Source organism: Streptomyces sp. NBC_01549, assembly GCF_026339955.1.
GTDB lineage: Bacteria > Actinomycetota > Actinomycetes > Streptomycetales > Streptomycetaceae > Streptomyces.
Window position 1 is genome coordinate 199,510 of sequence record NZ_JAPEPW010000003.1, and the last position, 18,203, is coordinate 217,712.

At 68.5% G+C, this 18,203-nt stretch carries 17 protein-coding genes; 12 read left to right on the top strand and 5 right to left on the bottom strand.

The annotated features are described in order from the left end of the window. Positions 1–53 precede the first annotated feature (53 nt). Both OG819_RS47105 and OG819_RS47110 read right to left on the bottom strand, forming a co-directional pair. The gene (locus tag OG819_RS47105; protein WP_266655877.1) at positions 54–437 is read right to left on the bottom strand and encodes a hypothetical protein; all 384 of its coding nucleotides are present in this window, start codon (positions 435–437) and stop codon (positions 54–56) included. 275 nt (positions 438–712) lie between these two features. Then, complete coding sequence (locus OG819_RS47110) at positions 713–1,048, bottom strand: MerR family transcriptional regulator (RefSeq protein ID WP_266655879.1); 336 nt, start codon at positions 1,046–1,048, stop codon at positions 713–715. Positions 1,049–2,322: 1,274 nt separating this feature from the next. On the opposite strand from OG819_RS47110, the gene OG819_RS47115 reads away from it, so the two are divergent. Continuing rightward, entirely contained in the window at positions 2,323–3,561 is a 1,239-nt protein-coding gene (locus tag OG819_RS47115; protein ID WP_266655881.1) for a PP2C family protein-serine/threonine phosphatase, read from the top strand. A 419-nt stretch (positions 3,562–3,980) separates the two neighbouring features. On the opposite strand, the gene OG819_RS47120 is transcribed toward OG819_RS47115, so the two are convergent. After that, a complete protein-coding gene (locus tag OG819_RS47120; RefSeq protein WP_266655883.1) occupies positions 3,981–4,961 on the bottom strand; it encodes a GlxA family transcriptional regulator in 981 nt (326 codons plus the stop codon). A gap of 137 nt (positions 4,962–5,098) precedes the next feature. Here OG819_RS47120 and OG819_RS47125 point away from each other — a divergent pair, with 137 nt between their 5' ends. From OG819_RS47125 to OG819_RS47155, 7 genes are all read left to right on the top strand, one after another. Then, entirely contained in the window at positions 5,099–5,737 is a 639-nt protein-coding gene (locus OG819_RS47125) for an HD domain-containing protein (RefSeq protein WP_266655885.1), read from the top strand. A 34-nt stretch (positions 5,738–5,771) separates the two neighbouring features. Next, complete coding sequence (locus OG819_RS47130) at positions 5,772–7,079, top strand: MFS transporter (protein ID WP_266655887.1); 1,308 nt, start codon at positions 5,772–5,774, stop codon at positions 7,077–7,079. 117 nt (positions 7,080–7,196) lie between these two features. Next, a complete protein-coding gene (sigJ, locus tag OG819_RS47135; protein ID WP_266655889.1) occupies positions 7,197–8,087 on the top strand; it encodes an RNA polymerase sigma factor SigJ in 891 nt (296 codons plus the stop codon). Between the two features lie 181 nt (positions 8,088–8,268). After that, complete coding sequence (locus OG819_RS47140) at positions 8,269–9,189, top strand: NADP-dependent oxidoreductase (protein WP_266655891.1); 921 nt, start codon at positions 8,269–8,271, stop codon at positions 9,187–9,189. A gap of 24 nt (positions 9,190–9,213) precedes the next feature. Continuing rightward, positions 9,214–9,927 (top strand): cupin domain-containing protein, encoded by a 714-nt coding sequence (locus OG819_RS47145; protein WP_323139458.1) that lies wholly within the window; start codon positions 9,214–9,216, stop codon positions 9,925–9,927. Positions 9,928–10,053: 126 nt separating this feature from the next. Continuing rightward, entirely contained in the window at positions 10,054–10,368 is a 315-nt protein-coding gene (locus OG819_RS47150; RefSeq protein ID WP_266655895.1) for a hypothetical protein, read from the top strand. 367 nt (positions 10,369–10,735) lie between these two features. Beyond that, positions 10,736–10,891 carry a hypothetical protein gene (locus tag OG819_RS47155; protein WP_266655898.1) on the top strand — a complete coding sequence of 52 codons (156 nt, stop codon included), beginning with the start codon at positions 10,736–10,738 and terminating at the stop codon, positions 10,889–10,891. A gap of 28 nt (positions 10,892–10,919) precedes the next feature. Here OG819_RS47155 and OG819_RS47160 read toward each other — a convergent pair whose 3' ends face one another. After that, on the bottom strand, positions 10,920–11,915 hold the full coding sequence (locus tag OG819_RS47160; RefSeq protein ID WP_266656503.1) for a hypothetical protein: 996 nt from the start codon (positions 11,913–11,915) through the stop codon (positions 10,920–10,922). 235 nt (positions 11,916–12,150) lie between these two features. On the opposite strand from OG819_RS47160, the gene OG819_RS47165 reads away from it, so the two are divergent. From OG819_RS47165 to OG819_RS47180, 4 genes are all read left to right on the top strand, one after another. Continuing rightward, entirely contained in the window at positions 12,151–13,377 is a 1,227-nt protein-coding gene (locus OG819_RS47165) for a site-specific integrase (RefSeq protein ID WP_266655900.1), read from the top strand. After that, positions 13,292–15,523, top strand: a complete 2,232-nt coding sequence (locus OG819_RS47170; protein WP_266655902.1) for a tyrosine-type recombinase/integrase — start codon at positions 13,292–13,294, stop codon at positions 15,521–15,523. Before OG819_RS47165 ends, OG819_RS47170 begins: the two co-directional genes overlap by 86 nt. 410 nt (positions 15,524–15,933) lie before the next feature. Further along, positions 15,934–16,506 carry a TetR/AcrR family transcriptional regulator gene (locus OG819_RS47175; RefSeq protein WP_266656505.1) on the top strand — a complete coding sequence of 191 codons (573 nt, stop codon included), beginning with the start codon at positions 15,934–15,936 and terminating at the stop codon, positions 16,504–16,506. A gap of 60 nt (positions 16,507–16,566) precedes the next feature. Further along, positions 16,567–17,424: an SDR family oxidoreductase gene (locus OG819_RS47180; protein ID WP_266655904.1), complete on the top strand. Its 858-nt coding sequence runs from the start codon at positions 16,567–16,569 to the stop codon at positions 17,422–17,424. A 139-nt stretch (positions 17,425–17,563) separates the two neighbouring features. Here OG819_RS47180 and OG819_RS47185 read toward each other — a convergent pair whose 3' ends face one another. Further along, positions 17,564–18,202 (bottom strand): ISAs1 family transposase, encoded by a 639-nt coding sequence (locus OG819_RS47185; protein ID WP_323139459.1) that lies wholly within the window; start codon positions 18,200–18,202, stop codon positions 17,564–17,566. Position 18,203 lies beyond the last annotated feature (1 nt).

The following is an 18,203-nucleotide window of genomic DNA, read 5'->3' on the forward strand; positions in this document are numbered from 1 at the left end:
TGGTGCCCGTTGCCGAAAGGATCAGCGCCACGTGGCTGCGGGCTTGATCCCGCTCATGACGCCGCGTGCTGGACCGTCCGCTCACGCATCGCGCACGCACGGAGTCCAGGTTCTCGACACAGGTCGATGCCCGGAGGAGCGGCTCGCCGTGCGCGGACATACGGGGTGCGGCCCCTACGCGATCCGGACACCGCCGAGCAGGGGTAAGCGGCCACGTGCCCGGCCGCCGGCTCTCCCTCGAGGACCTCGAACGCGTCCCGGATCGCACAGTGGAGGGCTGGGCGGTCGCCGGGGTGGGTGCGCTCGGGGTTGTGGAGCAGGGTCAGGTCCAGCCGGTCGCGCCCGAGCTGGGCTCGGTTGCGACTGGTCTGCCAGCGCACGTAGTCGGGGGTGAGGCTGTGACCGGCCTGGTCCTCGGTGAGGACGCCGGCGTTCACGGCGTCGGTGCCGGTGGCCGCGGTGAAGTACCCCGTCTTGGTGGAGACGTTCAGGGACGGGTGGGCAGCCAGGGCCGGGGCCAGCAGGGTCTGTGCCGGCAGCCGCCTCCGGGACCGCCCGGCACCGGTAGGTGCCCACAGCGAGTTGTGCGGTCACAGCAGGCTCCCCACCGTCGCGGCCTGCCAGGGTGGATTACCCATGTGCATGTGTAATCCACAGAAAGTGATGAATATCAGCGAAGAAGATGCGGGAAGGCCTACGGGGCCCAGCCTCTTCAGGCCGCGGCCGTTGGGTTCGCCGATTCGGCGGCGTGGCGGTATTCGGCGTTGATGCGCTGGGCTTCTTCGAGCTGGTCTTCGAGGATGATGATGCGGCAGGCGGCCTCGATGGGGGTGCCCTGATCGACGAGTTCCCGGGCGCGGGCGGCGATGCGCAGCTGGTAGCGGGAGTAGCGGCGGTGTCCGCCCTCGGAGCGGAGCGGGGTGATGAGGCGGGCTTCGCCGAGGGCGCGCAGGAAGCCCTGGGTGGTGCCGAGCATGTCAGCGGCCCGGCCCATCGTGTAGGCGGGGTAGTCGTCATCGAGCCGGTCGAGCGAGTCGTCTGCTGTCATCGCACCTCTCTGTGGAACGCCTGGAGGGGCCCTGGTGCCATATGGCACCAGGGCCCCGAAGGAACTGCTACACCATCTGCCGGCCCTGGTACTGCGCCGGCCTTCTGTTTCCGCACTCGCCCACGGGGGGTGGGGGCGTGTGCAGGGATCGCGGTTGCTCGACCGGAGACCACCTCACTATCGATGTCCTGCGGTACCCGGGCTCAGCATTTCTGCCCGGGCGATCCTGATGGCGCGGGGCTCCTCCGTTCTTCCCTCTTGATCAACACTTACCGAAGGGGGACTGCGTACTGCCGGTCCTGCGTACTGCCGGTCCTGCGTACTGCTGGTCCTGCGTACTGCTTTGTACTACTGGTGATGCGAACTGCTGGTGACCTGAGTGAGCGCCACTCTTCGGCAGCCAGCCCCGTCGCCCGTCCTGCGTCTGCTCTGGCTTGGAACCCCACTGCCGAACTTCCCGGCACGCGCGCCCGCAGCCGACGCCTTTACCGAGGAACCACTGACAACCGCACTGCTGGTACTGCGACCTGCACTTACCGGTACTGCACTTGCGTTAACTGCGGTCCTGCTCACGGCGGCCCCTGATCACTGCGGGCCACCCGGTCCGGTCGTCAGCCCCGTCGCCGTCAAGCAACAACCCTGGCTCCGGAACTCCACCACCGCACCGTCCTGCGCACTGCAACTGCATACTGCTGCCCGGCAGTTCGTGTCTGCCGGGCCCTGCTCAATCTCGGCTACGAGAGAAACCATAACCACACGATCTCCCAATGTCTACTCTGGCCAACATAGATTTCCGCGTGTTCGACGGTGAGGTAATCGGCCTCGAACGTGGACGGAGGCCAGCGCCTGTCACTGTGAGGGTTGACGGGTGGCAGCCGGGGCCTGTGCGGCGGTCAGAGGAGCGGGCATGTGGATCCAAAGGCCAGGGTGACCACACAATGAGCGTCAACGCCACACCCACCCGTTCATCTGCTGGTCGATGAGGACCTTGCTGCGGGCTGCGGGTGACGTGGTGGGGTGCCGCAACGGCGGAGGGCGTACGGACCGCCGGGTCCGGGGCGAGCCCAGGCGACCGTTCAGGGGCTCTGTGGTGCAATGGCACTGTTTGGCCCCGGGCTTGGCGCCGACTCCTCACCCACCCGGGACGGAGCCCTGAGCGCCAGCGAGGAGCGAGGAGCGAGGAGCGAGGAGACACCGTGACCGTATGCGGGCCTGATGGGGAGGGTGGGCCGACCAATCGTCCTCCCGAGCACGGGAGCGGCGGGCGCAGGGCGATGACCTTGGCGGGGACGCTGGCGACGGCGGAGGCCGCGGCGCCCGTGGAGTCGCTCGACGTGGTCGCGCGCATGCTCAAGGAACACCTCGGGGCCGCGTCGGTGTCGTTCCTGATCACCGACTTCACCGGCAGCTCAGTCGTACGGATGGGTGCGGCGGGCAGCATCGAGACCGATGAACCCGCCCGGCGCATCATGCTGCGGGGCACCCTGTACGACGACGTGATCCGCACCCAGCGGCCGAGCGTGGAGGACAAAGGGGAGGGCACGCTGGTGCGGATCGTCGCCCCGGTGACCAACCGCGGGGACGCCATCGGGCTCCTGGAACTGTTCCTGCCCGTAGCGCCGGACGCGGAGGTGATGCGGGAAGTCGGCGAGACCGCGCACGCCCTGGCCTACATTGTCATCGCGAACCGGTCCTTCACCGACGTGTACCAGTGGGGCCGCCGTACCGTCCCGCTGAGCCTGGCCGCGGAGATCCAGCACCGGCTGCTCCCGGTGTCGCTGGCGTGTGAGGCGGCGCAGTTCGCGGTGGCCGGGGCGCTGGAGCCGGCCGACCACGTCGGGGGCGACACCTTCGACTACGTGGTCGACCGGGACACGGTCCAGCTCTCCGTCACCGACGCCATGGGGCACGATGTCGACGCCGCGCTGCTGGCCACGCTCCTGGTGGGCGCTCTGCGCCGGGCACGGCGGGCCGGTGCCGACCTCGCCGAACAAGGCCGCCAGGCCGACCAGGCCGTGCGCGAGCACGGCCGCCACGGCTTCGTCACCGGCCAGGTCCTGCGTATCAGCCTGATCGACGGCACAACCGAGTTCATCAACGCCGGGCACCCCTGGCCGCTGCTGATGCGCGACGGACAGGTGCGGGAGATCACTCCGAAGATCGACGCGCCGTTCGGCTTCCATGCCCCTCACGGCTACCGGGTCCAGTCCCTGGACCTGCGGCCAGGTGACCGGCTGGTGATGCTGACCGACGGCATGCTGGAGCGCAACGCCCACAGTCTTGATCTGTCGGACCTGATCGTCCGCACCCGCGCGCTGCATCCCCGTGAGGCCGCCCGCACCCTCATCACGGCGGTCCTTGACGCCAACCACGGTCACCTGCAGGACGACGCGACCGTCATGTGCCTGGACTGGCACGGCGTCGGCCACTCCCGACGGGACGCCGACACCGGCGCCGACCTCACCGACGCCTCCGCCCCCTCGCGGACGCAACGGGCCACTCCCGGGCAATGACTCGAGGACTGCCCCGATACCCCGCTTCGGCGGCCCTCGGGCGGGCAAAGCGGCGGGGCGGACGGCTTGCGCGAATGGCGCGATACCCCGGCGGCCATGCGGCGAGCGGCGCGAGCCAGAACGTACGGTCAGTAAACGGCCAGGGAGATGGCGATGTAGTGCGCGGAGCCCGTGTGTACGGGGGGTGTGAGCGCGCTTGGAGCGGATCGCCGGTGAGTTCTGGGGGCAGCCTCCGATCGCGGGCGTGTCCTTGACGTCGGGAGAGCTGGTCGGCGTCGGGCTGACGCCTGCCTGTCCCGTCCCTCAAGTCGGCCTGTGTCTCCTATGCAGTGGACCGAACCCGTCGTGTGGAACAAAATCGCACCCAGGCAGCGCAACCGCCTGTAACGCATCGGCGTCCGTGCAGTGATAACTTCGCCTTACTGCTGCTCCGCGTTGGCTCGGCGTGCTGTGCTGAAGCGGCGCTGATAGGCGGCGGGGCTGATCGACAATTTCCTTGCGAAAACTCTCCGCATACTCTCGTAATTCGGGAATCCGGCAAGGGATGCCGTCTGCGTTGCGGTATGCCCTTGGTCGAGTAGAGCTTTTGCCATGTCGAACCGGATCATCTCCACGTACCGGGCCGGTGTGGTGGAAAGTTCGTCGTGAAAGAGTCGCGTGAGATGCCGAGGGCTCACATTGAGGTGCTTGGCGAGTTCGCCGAGTGAGTGGTTTCCACCGGGATTCGCCGTGATCAAGTCGGTGATTCTGCGGAGGGCCGGAGATCGGGGCGGCGGGCCCTGCAGTGGGGCGGAGAACTGTGACTGGCCGCCCGAACGCTGCAAATAGACCACCAGGGCGCGGGCGACGTCGCGGGTTAGATCAGGGCCGTGATCCTCCTCGACGAGTGCCAGTGCCAGGTCGATGCCGGCGGTCACGCCCGCCGAGGTGTAGGTGGTGCCGTCACGGACGTAGATCGCGTCGGGTTCGACGCGGCTGGCCCGGCAGCGGGCGGCGAGCTCGTGCGCGACCTTCCAGTGCGTGGTCGCACGCTTGCCGTCCAGGAGGCCCGCGGCGCCGAGGATGAATGCTCCGGTACAGATGGACGCGACCCGGTCGGCCCGGCCCGCCAGCGTTCGCGTGGCCTCGATCAGATCACGGGGGACAGGTGTGCGCGGGTAGAGGTCTGCGCCGGCCACCAGGAACGTGTCGGGAGCAGGCTCCGTGGTAGCGGCGGCGTCGACCGCGATCCGGATCCCGATGGACGAGGTGACATCGGCACCGGTCGGTGACACCAGCACGATCTTGTAGTCGGCACCGAGCCGGTTCGCTTCCGCGAACACCTCCGCGGGGCCGGCCATGTCCAGGAGTTTGACCCCGTCATAGACGAGGATCGCGACCCGATGCGTGGCGGAGCCCACACCCCCGCTGCCCGCCTGTCCGGATTCGGGTGACTCATGGCCGGACCGAGGGGGCGCCGGACGCCGGGTGGTTGGCAGTGTGGAAGACGGACGCACCGTCCATTCGTAACACACCGATATCGGAAGGCGCAGAGGTCATGAGCGAGATCATCGCGGGGGTAGAGATTCCTGAAACGGCGGCGGTCGCCGAGGCCACCCGCCTCATGCAGGAGATGACCAGCCCCCTCATCTACCACCACTCCCGGCGCGTTTTCGTCTTCGGCGCCATGCATGCTCACAGGCTCGGCCTGGAGCCCGACCCGGAGCTTCTCTACCTGTGCGCCATGTTTCACGACACCGGCCTCTTGACGCCGTTTTCCGACGTTGAGCAGCGCTTCGAGGTCGATGGAGCCGACCACGCACGCAAGTTCATGCTCGACCGCGGTTTCCCGGCCACGGCCGCCGACGTGGTGTGGACGGCGATCGCGCTGCACACGACGCCGGGAATTCCCGGGCGGATGGGCCCGGAGATCGCCATCACGAATCTGGGGGTTCTGACCGACGTGCTCGGCCTGGGCCTGGATGAGCTGGATCGCAGCCAGGTGGACGAGATCACTGCCGTCCATCCGCGGGGTGACTTCAAGAACGAGTTTTTGCAGGCCTTCGTCGAGGGACTCAAGCACCGCCCGGAGACCACGAACGGAACCGTGAATTCGGATGTGCTGGAGCATTTCATTCCCGGCTTCCAGCGCACAACCACGGTCGAGCGCATCATGGGCGCTCCCTGGCCGAGCTGATCAAGGCGCCGTAAAAGGCAACGTGATGAAACGTGTGAGTGGCCCTCGCGAGGGGCGTCCTCTCGGGCGAGGTGCGGCCTTCGCCGTGCTGGCCTGCGCCAATGTGGTGATGATGGCCACGGCAAGCGCACCGTCACCGATCTACCCGCTGTACCAGGAGCGTTGGGGCCTGTCGGTCACGATGCTGACAGTGATCTTCGCCGTGTATGTCGTGGGTCTGCTCGGCGCGTTGCTGACGGTCGGATCGCTGAGCGACCACCTGGGTCGCCGCCCGCTGCTGGTCTCCGCCCTTTTGGTGGCGGCGGCCAGCACGGCGATCTTTTGGACGGCCGACGGTGTCGTCTCCCTCGTGATCGCCCGGGTGGTGCAGGGCATCGCCACGGGGACGGCCACGGGCGCTCTTGCCGCCGGACTGGTCGAGCTCTCACCCAAGAGACGTCCGCATCTGGGGCCCACGATGACAGTGGTGAGCACGAGTATCGGCATGGCCACCGGTGCAGGAGCGGTGGGGCTGCTGGTTCAGTCGACCTCACGCCCCGATGCATATGTCTTCCCCGTACTTACGCTGACCTTCGTCGTTCTGGCCGCGGTCATCCTCACGATCCCTGAGACACTCGCCCCGCGAGCGGTGGGACTGGCGTCGTTGCGACCCAGAGTCCGGGTTCCTCGGGAAGCCCGGCCGGAGTTCCTCGCCTCCGTTCCCGCCCTCGTCGCGGGGTGGTCCGTCACGGGCCTGTTCCTCGCCCTCACTCCGTCCCTGGTGAGCAATGTCCTTCATGTGCGATCCGGCGCTGCGGGCGGGCTCAGCATCGCGGCGCTGTTCCTGGCCAACAGCGTGGGCGGGTTGTGGTCCGTTCGGCACACGGCTCGGCTCGCCACCTTGCTGGGGGCGGTTCTCCTGACTCTGGGTGCGTCCGGACTGGCGGTGGCCATCGCTGTTGCGTCGCCCGCCATATACATGGGCGGATCGGTCGTCGCAGGGCTGGGCGTCGGCCTGACGTTCAACGGCAACCTCCGCGCCATCAGCGCGGTCACCCCCGCGAAGTCGCGGTCGGAGGTCTTCTCGGCCGTCTACGTGATCAGCTACGCGGCGTTCAGTCTTCCGGCCCTCGCGGCCGGGCTCGCAGCGCCCTCATGGGGACTGGAGACCACAAGCTACCTGTACGTCAGCTTCGTCGGAGCGCTGTCAGTTGGTGCGGCCCTCCACGCTGGACGATCACGCGCTCACAGGCCCACCGGCGATCCGATACGCACGGGCTGCGAAAGCGGACCTCACGGCGAACGGACCCGCTGCCGAGCGCGCCGCACGCCCTACGCCGACACCATCTCCAAAGGAGCTTGATCACGACTTACGGCTGCCTGTCAGAGCGGGCTGGCTCGCTTCCGCGGAGCTGTCTTGGAAGATCCTGAGTCGAAATAGCTACGCTGGATCCGCAAGCTGGAGGAGGTTGCGATCTGTATGGGTGACGGGCACGGGCCCGGACGGTCTGAGCAGGAGGACCCGCTCGGAGCCGAATGGGAGAGGCACCGGCCCGCGGTCTTCGGTGTGGCCTACCGGCTGCTGGGGAGTGTGGCCGATGCCGAGGATGTCACCCAGGACGTGTGGCTGCGGGCGGCCGGAGCGGATCTGCAGGACATCGGTGATCTGCGGGCCTGGCTGGTGACGGTGGCCGCGCGACGGACGTACGACATTCTCAAGAGTGCCCGTTTCCGCCGGGAGACCTATGTCGGGCCGTGGCTGCCGGAGCCGCTGCTGACAGGGCCGGACGCGTCGCAGCCGGTACTCGTCGACGAGTCCGTCAGTTCGGCGATGCTCCTGATCATGGAAGAGCTGAGCCCGCCGGAGCGGGTGGCCTTCGTCCTGCACGATGTCTTCGGTCTTGAGTTCGGCAAGATCGCCGAAGTGCTGGACATCTCCGTGCCGGCTGCCCGGCAACTCGCCTCGCGGGCACGACGGCGGGTGGCCAAAGCGAAGCAGTCCACGCCGCAGGCGTCGAAGGCGGAACGCGAACGCGTCCTCACGGTCTTCCGCGCCGCCTACGAGGCCGGGGACCTGGCCGGCCTGGTCAGGCTCCTACACCCGGATGCCGTCTACGTCACCGACGGCGGCGGCAAGGTCTCCGCGGCACGCAAGCTCATCCACGGCGGCGAGCGCGTCGCCGAGGTCATGGTGCGTACGGGGCGCCAGTGGCACCCGGACCGCATCGACTTCGCTGAGGTCGGCGGCGAGCTCGCCCTCGTGTTCCACCGGGAAAGCCGGGTCTACTCCGTCGACACGGTCCAGATCACAGACGGTCTGATCACCGCATACCGCAGGGTCCTCAATCCCGACAAACTCGTGCGCGTCTGAGCTGTCACACCCGGAGGGCCTCCCTCGTCTCCCTGATGAGAACGCAAAAGGGCGACGAAGGAATCCGCGCGAGCAGGTGAGATCGATCATGCAGAACGGCATACATCCACCTGCAGCCGCGACGAGCGCTGCGCGCGAGCGGGCTGTGCGCTCGGGTCGCCCCTCCCCAGTAAGGACCTGTATGCAAGCCATCACTGTGCAAGACCGTAACGCCGGTCTTGCCGGGATGTCCCTGACGGACATCCCCTACCCCCATGCGGCCGAGAACGACGTCATCGTGCGGGTGCACGCCGCCAGCTTCACCCGTGGCGAGCTGGACTGGCCCGCCACGTGGACCGATCGCGCCGGCCGCGACCGGACGCCGAGCGTGCCCGGGCACGAGCTGTCCGGTGTCGTCGTAGAGCTGGGGTACGGCACCACCGGCCTGAGCGTCGGACAGCGGGTGTTCGGTCTGGCCGACTGGACCCGTAACGGCACTCTCGCCGAGTACACCGCGGTGGAGGCCCGCAACCTCGCCCCGCTGCCGGCGGACATCGACCACACCGTGGCCGCCGCACTGCCGATCTCCGGGCTGACCGCCTGGCAGGGCCTGTTCGACCACGGCCGCCTCACCACAGGCCAGACCGTCCTGATCCATGGTGCCGCGGGCGGCGTCGGCTCGATCGCGGTACAGCTCGCCCGCGAGGCCGGCGCCCGCGTCATCGGCACCGGCCGGGCCTCCGACCGGGACAGGGCACTCGCACTCGGCATCGACACCTTCATCGACCTGCAGACCGAGAAGCTGGAGGACGCCGGCGAGGCCGACGTCGTGTTCGACGTCATCGGCGGCGACATCCTCGACCGCTCAGCCGCCCTCATCCGGGCCGGTGGCACGCTCGTCACCATCGTCATGCCGCCCAGGGTCCAGCCCAAGGACGGGCGGGCGATCTTCTTCGTCGTCGAACCCGACCGCGCCCAACTCGCCGACCTCGCCACGCGGCTGAGGGACGGCCGGCTCAAGCCGGTCGTCGGTGCTGTGCGGCCGCTCGCCGAGGCACCCGCCGCGTTCGCCCCCGGCAAGCGCACCCCAGGCAAAACGATCATCCGCGTCACGGAAGACTGAATCAGGAGACCCATCGTGATCGAAATGCGGATCGCCGACGGCGGCTTGCTGGCCGTCGCCACGCTGGCCACGGCCACGGCCTGCTCGACCTCCAACCAGCCCGCCCACGCCAAGAGGCCGACCGCGGCCGTGGCATCGCCTGCGGCCATGCCATCGACGCGCCCCACCGAAACCCTCAAGCCGCTGCTCCAGCAGGCCCTTCCGAATGTGAAGGGCAAGACGTTCACCTCGGCCGTCGTCGACTTCCCGCCCAACGCAAGCGCGCTGCCGCACCGGCACGGCCAGGCGTTCGTCTACGCCTACGTCCTCGAACGCACCGTGCGCAGCAAGCTCGACGACAAGCCCGTGACCACCTACCACCAGGGCGAGAACTGGGTCGAGCAGCCGGGCGCCCACCACGTCCTCACCGAGAACACCAGCCGGACCCGCCGCCACTGGGGATGTGCGGACGGCCCCACCGGGGCGAGCGAGGGCGTCCGAACGACTTTCACCGTAGACACGACCGCCCCCACCACAACACCCCGACCAGACACATCACTTCCCGGCCCAACCCCCCAACCACGGTCCGCCAGACCCCGACCACAACCCCCACCACAGCAGGCCAACGCCCCGCCACACCGCTCGTGCCCAGAGCCAAGAATTTTCTGTGCACCGTCCGGCTGGTGGTGGAGGTCCCCCGACCACGCCCGCACGGGGTGGTGTCGTTCTGTACTCCGCGACAGCGTGCTCGCTCAATGACAGCGCCGACGATCGACCTGCCAACCGACAAATAACCCGCGAGTAACTTTCGGGTCGAAGGCCGGCATGCGAGGGTGGCGAAAGGGTGTTTTCCCCCTTTTTCCCCCGCAGTGAAGGAGATTCTCCATGGCCACGGTTGCAGAGCTCCAGCCTGACCCGAGTCGGGCCGTGCGCATCGTCAGCCACCGCGAGAGCAGCAACGGCGTGTACTACGACGGGATCGTGCGCGCGGTCACGTGCGCGAACCCCGACCAGAACCTGTACGCCGTCACGCTGTACAAGCCGACGTACGACCGTGAGTCCACGTACTACGTCTACGGCACAGACAAGGTGACCGAGCCCACCCGGACGCAGGAACCCGCGAACACTGAGCGGTCCTACGCCGATCGCCAGCGGGCATTCGACCGGCAAAACGCCGGGTTGCCCCCGGAGGATAACTAGCCGCCCAGAGGACGTTTTCTGCCTGGCCGCCGCCCGGGGCCGCGGCCGCGTCGGCGGACGCCCCACCGTCGCTGCTGGGTGTCTCTGCTCAGCACAGGCGGCAGCGTCGATCGCGGCGCGTACCGCGTCCGCCTGCGGCCACTCCTCTTCGTGAACTTCGGCAGGCGGCCGCCCGGTGTGTACGAGGGAGTCGGCCGCGGCGGCGACCGACTCCGGTGTCGCGTAGACGCGCTGGAGTGAGGCGACCGGGCCGCGGGGCATCGAGTATCCGGGGCCGACGTAGGCGTACGCCCAGCCAGTGTCCTCGCCCCAGAGTAGGCGGATTCCGCCCGGACCGACGCAGCGGCTCACATCCCACCGCAGCCGGATGCACATCCGCTCGCCCAAAAGCCCGTTCGACGCGGACGGTGCCCGGCGGGACACCGCGGTCGACGAGCGCCTGGTCCACCGCGGTGGCATACGGCCAGTGCGGCAGGGTGTGGGGCAACAGGCCGGGAAGTCCTGGCGGTTGGAGCAGCACTAGTCTCGCCTCCGCGGCGGGGTCGGTCGGGTCAGGAGACGCGCAGGAGTGTGGTGGCGGGGCGGATCGCGCCGGGCCCGAACTTGGCGCGGATGCGGTCGCTGACCTCTTCGGCGACCAGCCGGGCCTCGCGTGCCTGGTCGAAGCTGATCTGCTCGGCAACCTGGCCGGCGGCGATCAGGTCCTCGCCCTTCAGCGTGATCCCGGTGAGGCGGCCGCGCTGGAGTCCTGCCGCGTCGATCAGCCGGTAGGCCGGCGTGCGCAGGTCGTCGTCGTGGGCGGAGGCCTCCGGGAGCCGGCGGGTCTTCTCCCACGTGGTGCCTCCGGCGAAGCGCAGGGTCAGGGTCAGGCCGCGGGCCGCCTGGCCCCGACCACGGAGCTGGAGGGCGAGGGTGACGACCAGGTCGAGCAGGGCCGCGCGGACGGCGGCGCCGTCCAGGGTGTGCCGGGGGAAGGTGCGGCTCACGCTCGCGGAGGCGGGCAGGGCGCGCGGGGTGACGGGGCGGGGGTCGATGCCGCGGGCCCGGTCGGCCGCCTGGCATCCGGCCCGGCCGCCCAGGAGGCGCTGCACCGTCGCCGGCGGAACGGCGGCGAGCAGGCCGACGCAGTGCACGCCGTAGTCGCGCAGGGCGTGGGCCTGGCGGGGGCCGATGCCGTAGAGGGCTTCGACGGGCAGCGGCCCGAGCCAGTCCGTGACCTGGCCGGGGTCGACGGCGAGGACGCCGCCCGGCTCGGTGATCTGGCCGGAGGCGGTGGCCGCGACCGTGATGGACGGGCCGATCCCGACCCGCACATCGACACCCAGCCGGGAGATGGTCCGCACCCGCAGCACCTCCCCCAGCCGCCGCGCATCCACTCCGTGATAGCGCAGCGCCCCCTTCAGCTCCACCAAGGCCGCCGACGGGGGCAGCGCCTGAACGACCGGGGAGAGCTCCGCCAGCTGCTCGAGCACCTGCCGGTAGACGTCCTCCGGCAACCCGTCCGGGCAGCGCACATGCATCACACTCGCCACGCGCCGTGCCTCCATCCCTGCCTCGACAGCACCCACCTCCTCCACCCCACATTATCGAACTAGGATTCGAACACGCGAGACGGCGAACCCTATCGCCCGCGGATCTATAATCGGAAATATGTTCGATTATCTGCCACCTGACCTGGCACGACTGCTCACCCTAGAAGTTACGTGGAATCTGCCTGGGTGATCATGTAGCCCGGCTTCGTCCACGATCCTGGGGAACAGCTTGAGGAGCACATCGGCACTCGTGGCCAAGTGGCCGGAACTGGCCCGGCATGAGCATGCAGCAACCTGCTTGCAGGCGTGGGAGGACCTCGGTCGTGCGCCGCGGACCTTGGACGCGTACGCACGGGGGCTGGCGGAGTATCTGGCGTTGTGCGAGCGGGAGGGCGTCGATCCGCTGGCTGCCGGCCGGGCGCATGTGGGGGTGTTTGTTCGCGAGTTGACGTCGCGGCCTCACCGGCGCGGGGCGAACGTCGTCTCGATCACTTCCGGGGCGGGGCTGGCGAACGCGACGGTCCAGCAGCGCCTGGTGCCGGTGCGTCTGTTCTACGACTTCCTCATGGAGGAAGGGCTGCGTGCTTCGAACCCGGTGGGCCGCGGGCGGTACACGCCAGGCCGACGCGGCAGCACTCAGCAGCGGGGCCTGGTACCGCGCTTTTCCAAACTGCCGTGGATCCCCGACGAGCAGCAGTGGCGGGATCTTCTGGATGTGGCGCGGTGTGAGCCGGTGCGCAACCGGGTGATGCTGGCGCTCGCCTATGACGCGGCACTGCGGCGGGAGGAGCTGTGCTCGCTGCGGACCGATGATCTGGACCCGGCGCACCGGACGGTGCGGGTGCGGGCGGAGACGACGAAGAACCGGCTCGAACGGGTGGTGCCGTACTCGGTGTCGACGGGGGTGCTGCTGAGTGAGTACCTCGTGCATCGTGCGACGGTCAGCCGGGCACGGGGGCCGCTGTTCCTGTCGGAGTCGCGGCGCAACCACGGTCAGCCGCTGAGTCTGTGGACGTGGTCGAAGGTGGTCCGGCGTCTGGCGCTGACGGCCGGTGCCGAGCGGTTCTCCACCCATACCACCCGTCATCTGTGCCTGACCGATCTCGCGCGTATGGGCTGGGAGTTGCACGCCATCGCCTCGTTCGCCGGTCACCGGCACACCGAAACGACTCTCCAGTACATCCACCTCTCTGGGCGTGACCTCGCCGAAAAGCTGAAGAGCGGGATGGAGCACATCCACTCCTGGCGGGTCCAGATGCTCACTGGCGCCGACATACCCCAGGCCACGGTGGGAGGCAATAACGGTCGCTTCCCTGCCCGAGGACACGCATGGGCCCTGGCACTCCCCGATCGACCTGCGCCGTTACGACCGTTCGTCGGCGCTGGCCGGGGTGGAGCAGCGCGCCATTCGCGAGCTGGGCCTGCGCAACCTGCGACGACAGCGCTACCACGACCCCGACGCCCCGCAGTGGGCTGACATCAGCCGTCTCACACGCCCGCTGCAGGACGTCAACGCCAGTTTCGAAGTGCCTCCCACCGAGCATGTGCGTCGGGCCACGAACGACGCTGTCGCCGTGGTGCTGCTGCGGTGCGCGGATACGGGCCGTGCGTTCTGGGGCTGGGACGACGAGGAATGGCTACGGTTCCTCGGCCACAATCACAGGGCGTTTCAAGGGCAGGTACCCGACTGGACCGCGGGAGCCGTGCGTCCGGCTCTGTGCGGGTACGCCTACCACCTGGCAGGCTTCACCGGTTTCAATCGGCTGGGGCACTTCGACCGGCTGGCACTCGCATGCCGCATCTTCGGCCGCCGCCTGGTCGAAGCGGAGATCGGACAGATCCGTACCGTGCTGACCGGCTGGGGCTACCAGTACGGCCAGGACCACGACAAGAGCGTGCCCTCCGTAATGAGCCAGCTCTTCCTCCTCAACCGCAGCCCCCACAGCAGCGACCTCACCACCTCGTTCTTCGACCGCGTCCGGCATGAAGACCTCCTGACCGATGGGGGCACGAGGGTCCTGTTCGCGGTGCAGCGGGCTGTTGCCGCGCTCGGCCACTGCGAGGCGCCCGCCCTGCGCTCCGGGGCTGAGCGGGCCGGCCACGCCGGGGTCCCACCGACATGGGGTGAGTGGGTGGAACGGTGGACGGCCACGACGACCATGACGCACCGGCCCCGTCTCCACAGCCGGGCCGCGCTCTTGAAAGCCGGCCGGTGGGTTGCGGATCAGCAGCCGGAAGCCGCTGATCCGGCCGCATGGACGCGGCAGACCTGCGCGGCCTGGATCGCGGCCGTCGACCGCATGAAGATCGGCGACTACGTCCTGCGCACCAGCAGCTTCCAGGAGCGCCTCGGCCAGCCGCTCCAAGCCGAATCGAAAGCCGGCCTCATACGTGCCGTACGCGTCTTCTTCCGCGATATCCAGGACTGGGAATGGCTGCCGCGCCGGTTCGACCCCCAGCGCGCACTCGCCCTGCCGCGCAGCATCAACGCCCTCATCGGCCCCCGACCGCGCGTCATCGCCGACGACGTCTGGGCAAAACTGCTGTGGGCCGGGCTCAATCTGGAGGCCCACGACGTCCCGCGCGGTAAAGGCGGTCCCACCTACCCCGTGGAACTGGTCCGCGCTGTCACACTGACCTGGCTCTTCTCCGGCCAGCGCAGCAACGAGATCGCGCGCCTGCGCCTGGGTTGCGTCCGCTGGCAGCACGACGGGGACCCCGTCGCCGGCAACTCCACACAGATCCTCGCCCGCGACGCCGTCTGCCTCCTGGACGTGCCCGCTCACAAGACCGGCACTGCGTTCACCAAGCCAGTGGACCCGCTGCTCGGGCAGGCCATCAACGTCTGGCAGGCACTCCGCCCCAGCCAGCCCAAACGCACCGACAAGCGCACGGGAGAACAGATCGACTTCCTGTTCTCCTACCGCGCGCGCACCGTCTCCAGCGGCTACATCAACAGCACCATCATCCCCATGCTCTGCCGCAAAGCAGGCGTACCGGCTGTCGATGCCCCCGGCAGCATCACCAGCCACCGCGCCCGCTCCACCATCGCCAGCCAGCTGTACAACGCGAAAGAGCCCATGACCCTGTTCGAGCTGCAGGCGTGGCTCGGACACCGGTCCCCGGAGTCCACCCAGCACTACGCGAAGATCAGCCCCAACAAACTGACCAAGGCATACGAAGACGCCGGGTACTTCGCCCGAAACGTACGCACCATCGAGGTCCTCGTCGACCGCGACGCGGTCGCCTCTGGCGCCGCCGCGGCCGGCGAACCCTGGCAGCACTACGACCTCGGACACGGCTACTGCACCTACACCTTCTTCGAACAGTGCCAGCACCGCATGGCCTGCGCCCGCTGCGACTTCTATACCCCGAAGGACTCCACGAGAGCCCAACTCCTCGAAGCCAAAGGCAACCTGCAGAAGATGGCCATCTCGATCCCGCTCACCGAGGACGAACAGGCCGCTCTCACCGACGGTCAGAACGCGATCGACGAACTCCTCGGCAGACTCGCCGATACCCCGACCCCGGCCGGGCCGACACCCCGGCAGATCACGGCACCCGGCACAGCTCAGCTCCTACCGATCGTCGGCGTCCGACAGGGCAAAGCGGCGCAAGCATGACAAACCTGATTGCACAGAAGAGTCCTACATCTGGCGGGCCCTGTCGCGCGCCCGTCGTTTACGGGTGCGTGCGGAGTCCGTCGAGGATGAGCGCGAGCATGTGGGGTGCCCGGTCCTCGGGGCCGGACGGGGCGCGCCACAAGGCGCCGGCGTGACGGCCGAGAGCGGCAAGCAGTACAAGGGCCAGCCCCAAACCTGCAAGCAGGTGCCCGGCCGCGCCGGGCCCGACTCCGAAGAAGAGCGTCGCACCGATAGCCGGAAAGCACTGACCGCCCGCCGTCCGGGTTGACCTCGTCGGCGATCAAGGGATACTTTCGATACGCAACGGTAGCGTAGCGAAAGTGGGGCGGTCACTCTTGGCCGAGGCATCGAGCGGGCCGCGTAGCGGCGGGGCGGACGTGGCGGCCGGCATGGGTCGGCCGCGGGATGCTCGTCGGGATGCGGCGATCTTGGAGGCGACGTTGTCGCTGCTGACGGAGCTTGGGTACGAGCAGTTGTCGATCGAGGCGGTTGCGGGGCGGTCAAGGGTCGCTAAGACGACGATTTACCGTCGTTATCGGGACAAGGCCGACCTGGTTGCTGCGGCGGTGGAATATCGCTCGCATGCCACGCCGCCCTCGCCTGCTGCGGTCGACCTGCGGGAGAACCTGCTTGCGCTTGCCGGGTGGCTGGCTCGGCAGATTGCTGAGCAGGAGATCGGACTGCTTGGGGCGCTGTTTGCGGGGATGCGTGGGGACCTGCGGCTTGCTGAGGAGATGCGTCGAATCTTGCGCCGGGACGAGGCGGCGATGACTGATGAGTCGTTCCGCAAGGCGATCGGGGACGGCGAGCGGTTGACTCCCCGGGCCGCCGAGCTCTTTGCCGAGATCGCTCCGGCGGTCATCGTGCACCGTGTGGTCGTCGCGGGCGAGCCGTGCGATGAACGCTTCGTCGAGCACCTCGTCGACGACATTCTTCTGCCGTTGCTGCTTGAGGGCCGCTGAGGCAATCCAATTCCGTGCGTACTGAGTGCGGCAGGTGTGACAAGTGAAAGGGGATTCATCATGATCGTTGTCACCGGGGCCACGGGCGCGTTGAACGGCGCCACTGTTGAGCACCTTCTCAAGCATGTTCCTGCGGAGCGGATCGGCGTAAGCGTGCGCGACGTCGGCAAGGCGCGGCACTTAGCCGAACGCGGGGTGCGGGTGCGTCAGGGCTCCTATGCGGATCCGGCCGCACTGCGCCACTCCTTCGAGGGTGCTGAGCAGGTCCTGCTCGTGTCCTCCAGTGACCCGCATGCCGACCATGTTGGCTTGCACCGCGTTGGCATCGAGGCTGCCGTTGCAGCGGGAGCCCGGCGCATCCTGTACACCAGCCATCAGGGTGCCGGGGCCGACAGTCCCTTCCACCCGGCCCGCGATCACGCCGCGACCGAGGTGCTCCTCGCCGAATCCGGTGTCGCCTGGACCTCGCTGCGCAACGGTTACTACGCCCACAGCGTCCTTTGGCTGCTCAGCCCCTGGCGGCAGACCGGCGAGATTGCAGCTCCGGCCGATGGCCCGATTTCCTGGACCGACCGCGCCGACTCCGCCGAAGCGGCAGCGGTCATCCTGGCCGGTGACCGGAGGTTCGACGGGCCGGTCACCCTCACCGCGCGGCAGGCCGTGACCCTCGCCGACGTCGCCGCGATGGCCTCCGAGATCAGCGGCCGCGAGGTCAAGCGAGTCGTGCTGGACGACGAGAAGTGGATCGCGGACAAGGTCGCGGATGGCATGCCGGAGGGGATGGCACGGATGATGCTCACCAGATACCAGGCCGCTCGCGAAGGCCGCTTCGCCGGGGTCGACCCTCTGCTGGCCAATCTGCTCGGCCGCGAACCCCGCAGCGTCACCGAGCAGTTGGAGGACGGCAGCACCGGCTGAAGGATCGCCGAGGCAAGGGAAAGAGGCTGGGCTCCATCGGTGATATCAGCGATATCGGCTATATCAGAGATATCGGTGATGGAAGCCAGCCCCTAGAGGCCCAGGGCTTCGGCGTAGTCGCGTGACGTCCGGTTCGTGATCATCCGAGACCGAGGAGTGCCAGGGGGCGGCGAGGGTCGCGAGCGTTGCGGCGGAGGCTGGCCGCGATGTTCTTCACTCCGGCCGTGCGGAGGGCTCCGATGGCAAGGTTGCGCCAGGTGGCCATCGCACGGGGCGCGTTGCCGGTCCGCAGCTGAGAGGCGTCCTCGGCGAAGGTGGTGTCGCTGACATGGTGCAGGGCCTCGATCTTCCAGTGGTCGCGGACGAGTTCGGCGAGCTGGGCCGCGGTGACCTGCTCGGCGGTCAGGCTGGTGACGGCGTAGACCGTCGTGACGGTGGTCTTGCCGGTCTTGCGGTCGGTGCGCCGGCGCTTGATCTGGACGGCCTGGCGGGCTCCGGGGAAGAGGAGGCTGTTCACGGTGGCGACCTTGATCCGGCGGATCTCCGAGCGGCCGTGACCGATGCCCTGGGTGCGTCCCTGGAGCGGAATGTCCTTCCAGGGAAGGGACTTGAGCTGGCGCCGCAGCTTCTTCTGGTTGCCCTTGACGATCACGATGTAGTGAGCGCCCCGGGCGAGGAGGTAGTCGGCGTGCTCGCGCTGGGTGTGCATCGCGTCGCTGGTGACCACGGTGCCGGCCAGGTCGGCGACGGTGTTCAGCAGCGGCTGGAAGCACGTAATC